At 46.3% G+C, this 13269-nt stretch carries 12 protein-coding genes; 4 read left to right on the top strand and 8 right to left on the bottom strand.

Annotation, left to right across the window (positions count from 1 at the left end; genetic code table 11):
- The first annotated feature begins 327 nt into the window (after positions 1-327).
- The gene (locus ACT89M_RS06145) at positions 328-804 is read left to right on the top strand and encodes a hypothetical protein (RefSeq protein WP_308722416.1); all 477 of its coding nucleotides are present in this window, start codon (positions 328-330) and stop codon (positions 802-804) included.
- A gap of 95 nt (positions 805-899) precedes the next feature.
- Here ACT89M_RS06145 and ACT89M_RS06140 read toward each other — a convergent pair whose 3' ends face one another.
- The 8 genes from ACT89M_RS06140 to ACT89M_RS06105 all read right to left on the bottom strand — a co-directional run bounded on the left by ACT89M_RS06140 (position 900) and on the right by ACT89M_RS06105 (position 9197).
- Positions 900-2603, bottom strand: a complete 1704-nt coding sequence (locus ACT89M_RS06140; RefSeq protein WP_154890792.1) for a DUF4127 family protein — start codon at positions 2601-2603, stop codon at positions 900-902.
- A 409-nt stretch (positions 2604-3012) separates the two neighbouring features.
- Positions 3013-3963 (bottom strand): hypothetical protein, encoded by a 951-nt coding sequence (locus tag ACT89M_RS06135; RefSeq protein WP_308722415.1) that lies wholly within the window; start codon positions 3961-3963, stop codon positions 3013-3015.
- A 144-nt stretch (positions 3964-4107) separates the two neighbouring features.
- Positions 4108-4818 (bottom strand): VOC family protein, encoded by a 711-nt coding sequence (locus ACT89M_RS06130; RefSeq protein ID WP_154890790.1) that lies wholly within the window; start codon positions 4816-4818, stop codon positions 4108-4110.
- Positions 4815-5273 carry a VOC family protein gene (locus ACT89M_RS06125; RefSeq protein ID WP_154890789.1) on the bottom strand — a complete coding sequence of 153 codons (459 nt, stop codon included), beginning with the start codon at positions 5271-5273 and terminating at the stop codon, positions 4815-4817. The genes ACT89M_RS06130 and ACT89M_RS06125 overlap by 4 nt, the downstream gene beginning before the upstream one ends.
- Positions 5274-5311: 38 nt before the next feature.
- Positions 5312-5878, bottom strand: coding sequence for an NADPH-dependent FMN reductase (locus ACT89M_RS06120; RefSeq protein WP_308722414.1), 567 nt, complete (start codon positions 5876-5878; stop codon positions 5312-5314).
- A gap of 211 nt (positions 5879-6089) precedes the next feature.
- Positions 6090-6926 (bottom strand): response regulator transcription factor, encoded by an 837-nt coding sequence (locus tag ACT89M_RS06115; RefSeq protein ID WP_308722413.1) that lies wholly within the window; start codon positions 6924-6926, stop codon positions 6090-6092.
- A gap of 19 nt (positions 6927-6945) precedes the next feature.
- Positions 6946-8619 carry a GAF domain-containing sensor histidine kinase gene (locus ACT89M_RS06110; RefSeq protein ID WP_308722412.1) on the bottom strand — a complete coding sequence of 558 codons (1674 nt, stop codon included), beginning with the start codon at positions 8617-8619 and terminating at the stop codon, positions 6946-6948.
- Positions 8620-8714: 95 nt separating this feature from the next.
- The gene (locus ACT89M_RS06105; protein ID WP_090918475.1) at positions 8715-9197 is read right to left on the bottom strand and encodes an ArpU family phage packaging/lysis transcriptional regulator; all 483 of its coding nucleotides are present in this window, start codon (positions 9195-9197) and stop codon (positions 8715-8717) included.
- Between the two features lie 714 nt (positions 9198-9911).
- Between ACT89M_RS06105 and ACT89M_RS06100 the strand changes: the two genes are divergently transcribed.
- The 3 genes from ACT89M_RS06100 (at position 9912) to ACT89M_RS06090 (ending at position 12791) form a co-directional block, all read left to right on the top strand.
- On the top strand, positions 9912-10328 hold the full coding sequence (locus ACT89M_RS06100; protein WP_090918477.1) for a helix-turn-helix domain-containing protein: 417 nt from the start codon (positions 9912-9914) through the stop codon (positions 10326-10328).
- Positions 10329-10374: 46 nt separating this feature from the next.
- The gene (locus ACT89M_RS06095) at positions 10375-10791 is read left to right on the top strand and encodes an ImmA/IrrE family metallo-endopeptidase (protein WP_090918365.1); all 417 of its coding nucleotides are present in this window, start codon (positions 10375-10377) and stop codon (positions 10789-10791) included.
- 176 nt (positions 10792-10967) lie between these two features.
- Positions 10968-12791 (top strand): 5'-nucleotidase C-terminal domain-containing protein, encoded by a 1824-nt coding sequence (locus ACT89M_RS06090; RefSeq protein ID WP_308722410.1) that lies wholly within the window; start codon positions 10968-10970, stop codon positions 12789-12791.
- The last annotated feature ends 478 nt before the right edge of the window (positions 12792-13269 follow it).

Genomic DNA, 13269 nt, shown 5'->3' with positions numbered 1-13269 from the left:
CTTTTTCCATACTCCATGTAGAAACCGGATCAAAATGCAGGGACAATCTCACCGCATCAAAAAGACCAGCCGTATTGGCTGGTCTGTACATTAGCGTATGTGCTTTCGGTGTGTCCCTCGGCAATTGATCCGATAATACTATCTTACAGCCTTTTTCCCCTACCGCGGATGGTGATTGGGTTGACTTGTGCGCGAATAAGGGCGGAGCTTGGGAGGTAAAAAGACGACACTTTTTATGTGATTTTTTTCTCATAAAGATAGACATTTACATGATAAAAACATACCCTTAATAAAGTGATCGTGTTCTATTAGAATGGAGGCGATTAAATGAAGAAATCTGATCTATTTTACATCTGGGTGTTCATCTCAAGTTATTTGGCAGGTGTAGTTGCTTATACTTTGAGTTTATTTCTACTTTATGATGAAAAAATGAGTGATTGGGGACAACTTCTCATGTGGACAGCCCCCTCTTTTTTCACAGTAACCTTGCTATTATTTCTCTTATCCATTCTTCTATTGAAATTGATGAATAAGTACTTTCTTTGGACACAAACGCTGTTATTCACACTTGCAGCCATTGTCCCCGTATATTCTATCACTATTCTTCCTGGATTTTGGAACTTTACAAGCAGTGCTTTTCTATTTTCTCCAGAAGGAATGTTGTTCTACCTATTTTTCTTTATCTCATCTCTCATGTCTTCTTATGGGTTATGGATCGCACATAAGCGTCACAATAATAAATCATTTCTCATACTTTCTTTTGTCGTAGCTATGATGTTCGTCATCATAGTTGCTTGGAATTGAGAATAGGAAAGCGAGCTACCGTTCATGAGTAGCTCGCTTTATTCGTTCTCAACTTAAACTACAGCCCATTTCTCCTGTCATTCTAAAACATGATTTTAATTCATCCTCACCTGCGGGCTCAGCGTAATTTCGAACGCGCGTCCCCAGATGAAATCAGGGTTATTGTATTCCAGAAGTGCACCGTTATACGTGGCGTACGTCAGTTGCCCGTCACAGATTTGGCGGATGGCCGGATTACCTTGCCCGAAAGCCGGTTTGCTCGCCAGTTCAGCGGTGTGTGTCTGCATGAGATCGCGTAACAAGCTTTGCAGATGAGCGTAGTCCTCTTCCGAGTTAAACAGCACCATATTCTGATCCGCCAGTGTTGCCACATTGGTATACAGGGCATGCGCACGCGAATAGGTGCGAACATCGGCAATGGCTACCGCTTTGTAGCTGTAGTCCTTCAGGAAACGTTTGAACAATAGTGAGCCGTGTGCATTCATGGCATCCCGCAACTTATGTTTATGCTTTTCCGTAGTGATTAGCGCAAATCTGGATTGTGCCATGCCAACCGCAAGACCAATTTTGTTTCCCGGTGTATTCCAGGCACTGTATCCAAGTACACGTCCGGTATATGGACTATTGAGCAATACTTCAGCCACATCGACGTTCGCAGGCCCTTTGCCCACAAAATCAATCAGGATCGAAGGCAACCCCTGCTCCCCATTCGTTGCCAAACGCTCCACCGCCTCCTGCACCTGATCAAGTGCTGTAATGGCGATGATCTCCATATCCACTGCGGAATCTGCCCCATCCTCAATCATAACACCGCCGACGATATCGACGTGGTGGACCACGTTTTGGTGTACATCCATATATTCATAGGTATTGATGATCGTCGAACCGTGTGGCCCGTAATACTTCACACCATATTTTGTTTTAGCCCCACCTCTGAACAGCTGATTCGCCATCCGTGCGACCAAAGCATGTCCCAATCCATCGGCATCCGGCAAAATAATCGCACGATCCGGGTTCTGTCCATCCGTACCGCCAAGCCATTCGTTAATCCGCGCTTCGACATACTTGATCTCGTTGATCTGAACCCCTTGTGTATTCGCATCATCCACACCAACGGCAAGGAAATCAATGTATCCTGTACGAGCCAGTTGATCCAGAATGTAACGGTTCGTTTTAAACTTGTGCTGTCTTGTATTGTAGTATTTCTGTTTATCGAAATATGTGGTTCCCCCGTACTCTACTCCATCTGTAGAAACGTTATATCCTTGAATAATATCTTCAAATTCCGTATAAGTCTGGCGTGGTTGTTGCATCAGAGAGCGAGATTCATTATACGCATCCAGTGCCAATCCATCTGCAAACGAAGTCGTTGCCAGTCGCATAATCGTATCCATCACAAACAGCGGTTTGCGCGGATACTTCGTTTTAATGATTCGAATGACATCCAGCAAATGAGTCGTATGCTCGTCATATGACGGATACGTTCCGCCGCCGTTTTCGCGAAGCTGACGGCTGCCGATCAATCCACCGTAAGCGAGCATATCCGTTGAAATAATGAAACCGTCTGCCTTCGCTGCATGTTTGACAATGAAATCATAGATGTTGGACGGATTCCCGTAAATGGGCGTCGAAGTGCCCAGCAGCGTTGTGCCGTCGGTCGTCTTCTTCGTATCCAAACGGTTCTTGATATCCTTCAGGTTGGGTGTAACGATGTGAAGACCGGCTGCTTTCCCTTGTACAATTACGTCATCCAGATTCGCCGGACGATCATCGAGTGGTACATACAATACTGTTTTCATATCATGTAGCCTCCTGTTTTTTGATATTCTTCAATACCCGATCAGGGCAAGGGCGCAATCACCGAAATGAAAAAAAACCAGCATTTGCTGGCCTGACTTTTGTGCGGGATCTACTTTTCTGTCTCTTGCACATCGTTTAGACTTTGTACACTGTACGCTACACGTTGCTCCCCTTGCTTCTGATCCGATAATATCATCTTACCTTCTTTTCTCCCTCATGCAGACGGTATTGCGGATGAATTACGCCGATTTCTCGTTGGTTTTCTGCGAGAAAATGGAAATGACGAAAAAGCACCTGCCGCTTAGACAAGTGCTTGATTTAATGAACGTTAATTTTGAGTAATGGATCTTTCTAAGGTTTACTCGATACATATAGATTGTATAGAATGTGATTTGTTCGTTATACTTCCTACGCAATAATATAACGGAAGTTCTCCCAAATTTCAGGCATAGGTTCCTCATGTTTGGCATGGTGATAGAAGCTGAACGGAAATTTGAAAATATGCCCGCCATACCAGTCACGGCAGCGCCGATCCTTCAACCAGTATTCCAATTCATGTGGCAGAGCGCGTGAACGCTCAGCTTGTGCTAGTGGTAACATGTCCACAGGGGATTGCAGCGTGGCTGCCTCCGGCGTCAGATCGATATCACGGCTCAGGCGCAAGGCCTTGACCATTTTGAGAAAAGGCGGAATGCCTTTATAAAACAGGGCCTGATATCCCAGCTCATAAAGCATGTTCAGCGCATGACCGTAGGTAAGCATATGTCCAATCAGATCATGATGGGCTTCCGCTTGATAAATCGTACGAAACGCACCAAGTTCCTCCAGAATAAACTGAGACAACTGAATCGGATGCAGTATCTCAGGAAAATTGTCATTCTCGTCCAGCTGCATATGGCGAATCTCTTTTACCGTTGTATTCACCCAGGATCTGCCTGGAATCGTACGTTCAAACGACTCAATTAATTGAGCAATCTGCTCAATCTCTTCTACGGTGCCCCATCCATCAAGTTCACGAATGGCTTTGAGACTAATCGCTCCATAGATCACTTGGTGTCCTACCCAGTGCAACTCGCCAATCGTGTGCTCCAGCGCGTCTGCAATACGCGCTTCGGCTTCTTCTAACGGCATGCGTTCACTTGGTGAAGCCGTATGACTGATATGTGTCCCATGCTGGCGAAGCATCGCTTTCGCTTCCGCGGTAACACTGCCAGCGGCAAGGGCCGTGAGACGATTTTCCCTCACCCAAAAGTAAGCCGCAATTGCCCCTGCCCCATAATGGGCATGCCATAGATCACCGGTGTGTTCCCGACTGGAGGCAATTGTCGCTAGTCCCTCTTCCAACAAACGTCGATCCAAGTGTGCCATCCCCCTTCAAGTTATGGAAGCCTCGCTACAAGCCGGACTACTCCTGATCTCAATAAAATAAAGCGTTTACTTCTATAACATGATGGAGTTCAGATACTTATTCCCCTTTTGCGCTGTATCTGATCTAAAGATATTTTATACGGACACTCCAGTGGCGGAATATCCTGAAGAGTCGCTGCCATCTCCATTGAATTGAAGCTTGCCCACTTGATGGATCGTAGCTTCTAACGGGAAAATCTGTGCCTTTTGATTAGAGAAAAACCATACTCGTTCCTTCCTCACCACAATAAACAAACCGTTTCGATCACCTACAGGAGAAAACGTATCACTTCCTTCGCCCCAGCGGGATAATCCTGCTTTCTCCAATTCGTGCACTGTGGCTGGCACATCCTCCGAAACCAGCCCGATCTCACACACCTTCAAAATATCTTCCACCGAAAATGCGCGCTCTTGCTCGTTGTTTTTCCTGTGATGAGCAATCAGCTCCACAATGTTCCCAGCCGGATCTTCAAAATATAGTGAGTGGGAGTCCCAGTTGTTAGAGTAAGTTTCATCCCGCTCTCCATCTGTGCTTAGCCTCACTCGTGACGCCGCCCACTGCTTGGCTTCCTGAAACTGATTCGTCGGGATCATCCAGGCAAAATGATAGAACGGCGCTCGGCCCTTTCCCTCTACTTGGGATGCAGTGTTCCAATGTTTGAATATCATTTTGGTGTATCCGGCCTGCAAAGTGAAGGCTTCCTCCACAGGATTAATCTCGGATACCCTCATGCCCAGCGTAACTCCATAGAAATGATGCAGTTCCTCCAGCTTTACGCTATAAAACAGTACTTCCTCTATGATCATATGCTTCTCCCATGCATTTTCTCCCATTCACTCCACGGCACCAAACCAAGCTCTGGCTTCGCTTCGTCCGGCAGCACGGCAATGAATTCTAACGAGTGACCATCCGGATCGGCAAAGTAAACAGAAACCGCTGGCATCCAGCCAAATACATATAGCTCTCCAATGTCATCATCCAGAAAATTACGAGTGGCGATGCCCTTGTTTTCAAGGTATTCAACGGCATGTTTCATATCTTCCAGGGATACTTGAAAAGCAAAGTGCTGACGTTGCACCTGCGCGGGGTCTTTCTCCCACAGCCCTAGCATGGCATGGCGTTCGCCGCCAATCCAGTAAAATAAGTATCCGCGTTCCGGGTTTTCACTAGCAAGAGGTAATCCAAGTACCTTCTCGTAAAAATGATGTGATCTTTGAAGATCTGTCACATTCAGATGGGTTTCATATAAACCTTTAATCATGCTGTATTCCCTCCTTCTATTTCATTACGATGATGAATTTATGCTTTCCTTGCCGCCGTTAACGTCTGAGCCAGATTCAGAAAAGATCCGAGTACGCGCTGCACCCGTTCCTCAATATCCTGACTACCTTCGTATTCCTCATATCCGTCAAATGTCGCTTCAAATCGTCTGCGCTGTGCACCACCAATGGAGATCCATTCTGGAGCATTAATCCCGTGCAGATTACGTACCATGGTTTGCATTTGGGTAAGTGAGCTTACCCCAACCGCTCCTCCCGCGGAGCTGATCGACAGAACGGGTTTGCCGCTGAAATGAGCCTGACTTAGATGATCCAGCGCATTTTTAAGCACACCGCTTATGCTACCGTGGTACTCCGGTGTAGAAAGAATGATGGCATCCGCCGCAAGCATCAAGGTATTCAATGCTGCCAGGTTCTCGTCAGTCTCTTGCTTTTCATCCGGAGCATAGAATGGCAGTGGTTTTTCATACAGATTAAACAAGCTCGCTTCGTGTCCTTGTCCTTGAATGATCTCTACGGCATATTCACCCAGACGTGTGCTCGTTGCATTTCTTCGGTTGCTGCCTGCCAATATCACAATATTCATTACAATCACTCTCCTGATCGCTGTTATTATCGTCATCCATGCTCTTGCTTCTCGACTTTGGTTATCCTTATTTTACCTTGATGTAGGTCGGCATTCGTCAGCTAATGGACTTAACTTCAGCACAAAAAAACTCAACCTTTCGGTTGAGTTCATACGACTTTAGTCTGAATTTTGTCTGAATTTGGCGACTACAATGATAGCCTGCAACTCATTACAGTTCCCAGCCATTCCGAACAGCATGAAGCGCTGCCTGAGTACGGTCTGCAAGCCCCAGTTTATCCAGTAGATGACTGACATGTGTTTTGACTGTTTTCTCGGTAATCACAAGCCGAACCGCAATCTCTTTATTGCTCAGCCCTTGAGCGATCAGCCCCAGCACTTCGCGTTCACGGCGAGTGAGTGCATTTAGACCTTCATCGGACGGAGGACTCGATGGATTAGAGTTCCATGAATGACTTGAATGACTTGAATGATTTGAACGACTTGAATAACCTGGTTCATCTAACTTACTCGGATTGCTCCGTTCACTTGGTCCACTCGTTTGGTGTACAGTCTGGTTCGAACCTTGGAAAGGCTTTTCCACTTGCGAGCTGCCCTCCACTCGACTTGCTTCTGACAGCATATCCATCGACGCCATGACGTGCATCAATTGACTTGCAGCCGCCGGATGTAATTCGACCTGACCGGAATGCACATTACGGATCGCAACGGCTAAATCCTCAGGCTCGATATCTTTGAGCAGATAGCCCTTTACGCCTGCACGAACGGCAGGAACGACATGATCCTGATCCGAGAACGAAGTTAGCACGATGATCCGTGTATGTGGCAGCAGATTACGCAAACGCCTGGCTGTTTCAATACCGTCCATGACAGGCATATGAAGATCCATCAGAATAACATCCGGCTCCAGGTCCTGCGCTTGCTCCAAGGCTTCTTGCCCGTTCGATGCTTCACCGATAACCTTCATATCCTCCTGCGTTTTCAGAAAAACATGTAGTCCCCGTCTGACCATGACATGATCGTCGGCAAGTAATATTGTAATCGGCATCTTTGCCTGCCTCCTGACTCTATTCCGATTCATGCGGAAGTGGTATAACTGCCGTCACGGTTGTTCCTTTACGCGAAGAACTCCATATATTGAGCTTGCCTCCGAGTGATTGCGCACGCTCCCTCATAATCGACAATCCGAGTGAACTTTCCGATGATGGCTTCCGCCGCTTGGCGCCGCCCTTACCCCGATCCGAGATCGTGAGCTTCGCTTCACGTTCACTGAATTCAAGCTGTATGCATGCCGAGGATACCCCTGCGTGCTTTCGAATATTGTTCAGCGCCTCCTGACCAATACGCCACAAACCTTCTTCAATGAAACGTGGTATGGAGCGCATCCCCTTACGGTCAGCGATAACTTGAAGTCCTTGTTTCGCACCGTACTCCTGTAACGCGCTTACCAATCCGGCCTCCAAACCTGATGGACGAAGCTGCATAATCAACGCTCGCATCTCCTTAAGGGCTTCCTGAGACAAGGCTCGTATATCTCTCATCACTTCCGCTGCCGGATGCACCGGTTCCGAACCGGAGAGCATACTCTCTGCACCTTTCGCCGTCAGCGATAGGGAGAATAAAATCTGATTCACCGAATCATGCAAATCCCGAGCGAGCCGATTCCGCTCTTCAAGCCTCGCCAGTTCGCGCCGATGATCTGCCAGCTTCAAGCTCTCACGTGAAGCAATGATATGTTCTGCCAGAGCCTCAAGGACTTCCTTGTCTGCCCGGATCAGATCAAGAGATCGTGACTCAGTACCAACGATCAGCACTCCTGGTTCCTCTGGTGCATGATATGGAAGAGGTACACCAACCCCTGAAGCAAATTCACCCCATTGAAATTCAAGCCTGAATTGGCCAAATATTTCAGCAAGTTCATCTGCGGATAGGATGGCGGCACGATAGTGATCCACGATCCGATCCATAAGGCGTGTCCCTTCCAAGGAAAGGGGATCTGGCGTGTCCGTCCATACCTCACCATGAGCATACATTGCATGTATATGAAATGTGCTATTCGTTTGTTGTACAAGCGCAGCGAACGGCCAATCAAAATGCTTGCCAAGTAACCTTACTACGGTGTCAGGCAATGCATTCGACTCGGTACACTCATTGATCGCAAGACTTAATGCTGTACCGAAATCTCCGAGCCGGGCATAAAGTTCTGCCCGTCGTTGCTCCGCACGATACAATCGCATTCGCTCCATTGCACTGCCAATCTGATAGGCTACCGCCTGCAAAAGCGCGAGTTCGCTATCGCTGAAAACCTCTTTACCTGGCGCTGCCACATTGAGCAGTCCCAACATTCGTTCACCCGAGCGCAGTGGGACTGTAGCGTGGTGTGTAATATCCTGTGTGTCTCCCCACTTAAACTCCACAGCATCTTCAAGACGTTTGCAGTTAATGATATTAACCGCATGCTGCAGCCTTCCATCCCTGAAACGATTGATACACCAGCACGTTCCCGTTCTCATGGGCTCTTTATCGTTTCGAATTAAAGCTGGCGGCAGGTTATAGTCTGATACACAGGCATACTCTCCGCGTTCATCGATGAGAAAAAGCCATCCCGCCGTGAGTCCGGTTAGCTCAAGTAATTTGCCAACCACCGTATCCAGCATCAGACTAAGGTCATTGGAGGTGTTTAACGTTTCCGCAATGGTTTTCAGTGTCACCATTTCCTGCATTCCAGCCTCTTCCGGCATTGGCACTCCCCCTCAGATGCTCCGTCTGTGATTTTGTCCAAACCATTGTAACCAATCCTTCGGGGATATGAAAGCTTCAACTTTTTGCCTAATGCTCAGCCAAGCTTCTTCCGTTCTTTTCTTGTGCATGACAGAGGTTCCATATTCATCAGCCCACGGTCAGACAAAGCCAGCGCCAATTTGTAAAAAGCACGGGTACGAATCTTGGTATAGGTATCCTTGCTCACAGGCGGATCAAAAACATGGTTGTATATTTTATAGTCAAAGACATCATCGTCCTTCATATAGCGCTCGTTTACTAATACCCGTTCTTTCTCACTGAGCCGAGATACGATATGATCAATGGTATCGCAGTAAGCCTGACGCGCACGCTGGACATCCACATTAAAGATTGCTGTTTTCGCGGTAGAATCTCCTGTGACATTGGTAGCCCCATGAAAACGTTCCGTATAACTTGCAGTCACCTGCACCTCACGTTCTTCAAAAGCAATCGTTTTATAAATCCGATACTTCTCCAATACAGCCTCGACAGCTGCCTGCGTTTTCCGACGATCCAATTCCGGTAATATCAATTCCATATTTGTCATCGTTGCCATAGTCATTCTCCTCCTAATGTTAATTCACTCTATATTTCATTCCATTTTGACGACTCATACTGATATTTCTGCTCATCCCCATCTTCTAGCGAAGACTGTCTCCCACATAGAATTGTTCCGATTTTTCAAAACATAACGTTTTTTATTTTTTTCTTCCGTTGCCTTTTGGAAATGGCTCCCTGTTTACATTATGTTCGTACTTTGTTCGTATTTCTATTAGAGGATACCACTTTCTGGAGAAAAGAGTAAACCTTCATTTTGGGTCATTTAGACGATAAAATAAAACCTTCGCTCTCATTTCCTATACCTTTTGGCATAATTGTTTCATATCTCTTTACCTAATGGTATATATACGATATAGTACAGATAATTACTGAACTCGTATAAGTCATTTGTTTTTTTATAAAGAAGTCCATGGCTCTGGGAATGATTCCACGTTGGCAGGAGCACAGACGAAGTGCAGGAGGCGGAATCAATTCTGGAGAAGCGGAGCGCTCGCCTTTATCACCGGATTTCTCCCTTTAAGGAGAAATGATAGGAAATCCGGGGATAACAGCGATCAAAAGAATGATCCGCATCCGGAACGGGCAAGTATGCAGAACGTCACATGAGCAGAACGAACTTCTTTATAATCACAAGCACTTATGACGAGTCGAAGGAGATGCATGAGTTGTGGAGCACGCTTTTGGTCCTTATATGAAACAACTGCGAGAGCAGCAGGGATTCAGCATCAACCAGCTCGCCGAAGCGGCTGGAATAAGCAATTCACAGATTTCACGGATTGAAAATGGTGTGCGCGGGGTGCCTAAACCAGCAACGATCCGAAAAATTGCCGACGCACTCGCCGTACCTTACTCAGACATGATGAAACAGGCAGGTTATATGGAGACAGGCCTTGAGGCGAACCCTCAGGAAGTACCGGAATGGGCGACGTACAAGGATCGCCGGGATTTTAAAAAAATGCTGGAGGATGACGACGATCTGATGTTCGACGGAATTCCATTGGATGAAGAGGACAAGAAACGGATCAAAGACGTGCTGACTGGTTTGTTCTGGGAAGCCAAACAGATGAATAAACGGAAAAAGCCAGGCGAATCGGATCAACGCCCATGAGACCAGGACGCGAGTTCAAACTTATTGAAACTGCAGGTGAGATCATATGGATGACATCGTAACCAAGCTGATTCGCAAACACCGAACCAACTGTCCGTTCAGCATTGCCCGTGCTGTAGGAATACAGATTCGTTTTACGAATCTGGGCAAGTCTACGAAAGGGCTGTATTTCCGTAAACTTCGTCGCAGATTTATTGTGATTCACAATGACTTGCCCCCTGAATGGCAGCGATTTGTATGTGCACATGAACTGGGGCATGACAGACTGCACAAAGGAATTAACCGTTTCTTCCTTGAGGAGCATTCCTACTTCGCTCCAGGCAAATTGGAGAGACAAGCCAATCTTTTTGCCATTCAACTATTGACGGCCGGAGTCACACCGGAACCGGAAGAATCTCTTGAGAAATTTTGCTTACGTACCGGACTGCCGCGTGATGCGCAGCATTTTTTTTACAGTAATTAAGAACATACGTTCTTTATCATGTAGTGTTGAACCCGTTTTCCAGGCAGAATCAGATGTCACTTTCAGGTTACTTATTTTTACGCAAATCACGAGATTTCCTCAACATAGTCTGTTAAAATACTACATGAGCTGTATAAACGCTCTAATAGATTACTATTTTGGGAGGTTTCGGATTCATGAAAAACTGGAAAAACGTTGTTTCACTTCTGCTAACGGTTTGTTTACTGTTCGGCAGTGTAGGCATTGCGGCAGCAGCAACGGAATCTGCTCCAGGAACAGGTAAACACATCACTATCCTACATACCAATGACATGCATGCTCGAGCAGTGGAACAATCACCTGCTATGGGTTTTGCCAAAGTCGCAGGCATCGTTGATAAATATCGCAGCGAAAATCCAAACACCCTCTTGCTGGATGCAGGCGATGCGGTACACGGTACCACATTTGCAACTCTTGTTAGAGGCGAGAGCATTGTGCAGGTCATGAACGAAATAGGCTATCAGGCGATGGTACCTGGTAACCATGAATTCAACTATGGCTCGGAACGTCTCATAGAGCTGGCGAAGATGATGAAATTCCCTATGCTCAGTGCAAACGTGAAGAAAAAAGATGGAACTCGTATCTTCGAACCCTACCTTATTAAAGAAGTGGATGGTGTGAAGATCGGGATTATTGCCTTGACTACACCAGAAACCATGTACAAAACGAACCCGAAAAACGTAGAAGGTCTGCAAATTACAGATCCTTCTGCAGAAGCTAAAGTTCTTGTGAATGAAATTCGTAGCAAAGTCGATGTTGTCGTTGTTCTCGGACACCTTGGACAAGATGTTTCCAGTACGGATACAAGCTTCAAAGTCGTTAAAGAGGTGCCGGGCATTGATGTGTTCATCGATGGACATAGCCATACCGTATTGAAAAACGGACTTGTATCTGATCATGGAACTTTGATTGCAAGTGCAGGTGAATATACCAATTATGTAGGTGTCATTGACCTGTGGGTAGACGGCGGCAAAGTTTCGAAGAAAACAGCAACATTAGTGGATGAAACCGGGGCCAAAGACATTAAACCCAATGGGAATGTTGCAGCACTCGTAAGTTCCATTCAGAAAAAACAAGAACCGATCCTGAAAGAAGAAGTAGCAAATACCGCTGTTCTACTCGACGGCAAACGTGAACAAGTACGTGCTGGCGAGACCAATCTAGGAGACTTGCTGGCTGATGCAATCCGTGATGTCAGCAAAGCCGATATCGCTTTGACTAACGGCGGAGGTATTCGTTCTTCTATTGAAAAGGGCATCGTAACTAAAGGTGATGTCATTACCGTTCTTCCCTTTGGCAACCAAGTCGTTACCCTTGATGTAAAAGGCTCTGATGTACTCGCAGCCCTGGAGAACGGTGTAGGTTCCTACCCGGAACCAAGTGGTGGATTCCCGCAAGTATCCGGAATTACATTCAAAATTGACGCCGCTGCTGCAAAAGGTAGCCGTGTTCATACAGTAATGGTCGGTGATAAAGCTCTTGATCCAGCCGCGACCTACACCCTTGCAACCAATGACTTCACAGCTGTCGGCGGTGATGAGTACACGATGTTCGCCAAGTATCCAACAACCGGTATGTACGGTGCACTGGATGAGGCATTGATCAACTACATGCAAAAACTCGGCGCAGTCGATATTAAAACCGACGGCCGCATAAGTGAAGGCAAGAAAGCCGCTGTAGAACCAGAAGCACCGGGTACTGAGGCTCCGGCCCCTGTTCCAGCACCAACACCAACCAAGCCTCAACCAGAAAAACCAAAGCCGGAGAAACCGGTCAAACCAGCACCGGGGAAACCAGCTCCAGCCCCTGCTAAATTGCATATCGTAAAATCAGGCGAGTCTCTGTATTCGATCTCCAAACAATATGGTACAACATGGCAGACACTTCAACAGATCAACAAAATCAAAAACCCACACTGGATTTATCCAGGTCAAACATTGAAGTTGCCTGCTGCTTCTTAATCTGCACCATTCCGAATAAACGACGAAAGGGAGTCCTTACCCAGATCACTGGCTAAGGACTCCCTTTCGTTTTCTATTTCAAAAATAAATCTCTTGCATGCCGCTTTCGGCTTCAAAGTTGATGTCTACCCCCTGCTGAACTAGAACATATATGCCTGTAATATCCGTATTTATGCGATTTACGGCGCGGATGATGCACAACCACGCTTCCGCTAGTTTTGCATACTTATACCGGTATCACTTCGAATAGCCAAGCCTAACGTGTCTTTATGAGCAAAAGCACAATTAACCTGAATTTTATTTTCCAGATATAGTCACTTGGTACGATTATTTTCTGTGATTAGACATTCTTTCTACTTCTAGAGTCCCGTTTTCCAAGGAACCTCTAGCTTATTCAGCTAAAAATAAAGATCGACACAATATTCAGTCCTATTATATAGGCAAATGTTATCTATCACATATGACATGTATTTTCATC

The organism is Paenibacillus sp. NN59 (assembly GCF_057597225.1).
Note: the sequence above shows the minus strand (reverse complement) of the source record. Positions and strands in the feature narration are given on the sequence as shown.

What these genes read in the sequence shown, in the direction of transcription:
- ACT89M_RS06120 (WP_308722414.1), bottom strand. Translation starts at nt 5,878, where the DNA reads ATGAATATTGTGATATTGGCAGGCAGCAACCGAAGAAATGCAACGAGC.
- ACT89M_RS06100 (WP_090918477.1), top strand. Translation starts at nt 9,912, where the DNA reads ATGAAACAACTGCGAGAGCAGCAGGGATTCAGCATCAACCAGCTCGCC.
- ACT89M_RS06105 (WP_090918475.1), bottom strand. Translation starts at nt 9,197, where the DNA reads ATGGAATTGATATTACCGGAATTGGATCGTCGGAAAACGCAGGCAGCT.
- ACT89M_RS06140 (WP_154890792.1), bottom strand. Translation starts at nt 2,603, where the DNA reads ATGAAAACAGTATTGTATGTACCACTCGATGATCGTCCGGCGAATCTG.
- ACT89M_RS06095 (WP_090918365.1), top strand. Translation starts at nt 10,375, where the DNA reads ATGGATGACATCGTAACCAAGCTGATTCGCAAACACCGAACCAACTGT.
- ACT89M_RS06125 (WP_154890789.1), bottom strand. Translation starts at nt 5,273, where the DNA reads ATGATTAAAGGTTTATATGAAACCCATCTGAATGTGACAGATCTTCAA.
- ACT89M_RS06145 (WP_308722416.1), top strand. Translation starts at nt 328, where the DNA reads ATGAAGAAATCTGATCTATTTTACATCTGGGTGTTCATCTCAAGTTAT.
- ACT89M_RS06090 (WP_308722410.1), top strand. Translation starts at nt 10,968, where the DNA reads ATGAAAAACTGGAAAAACGTTGTTTCACTTCTGCTAACGGTTTGTTTA.
- ACT89M_RS06110 (WP_308722412.1), bottom strand. Translation starts at nt 8,619, where the DNA reads ATGCCGGAAGAGGCTGGAATGCAGGAAATGGTGACACTGAAAACCATT.
- ACT89M_RS06115 (WP_308722413.1), bottom strand. Translation starts at nt 6,926, where the DNA reads ATGCCGATTACAATATTACTTGCCGACGATCATGTCATGGTCAGACGG.
- ACT89M_RS06130 (WP_154890790.1), bottom strand. Translation starts at nt 4,818, where the DNA reads ATGATCATAGAGGAAGTACTGTTTTATAGCGTAAAGCTGGAGGAACTG.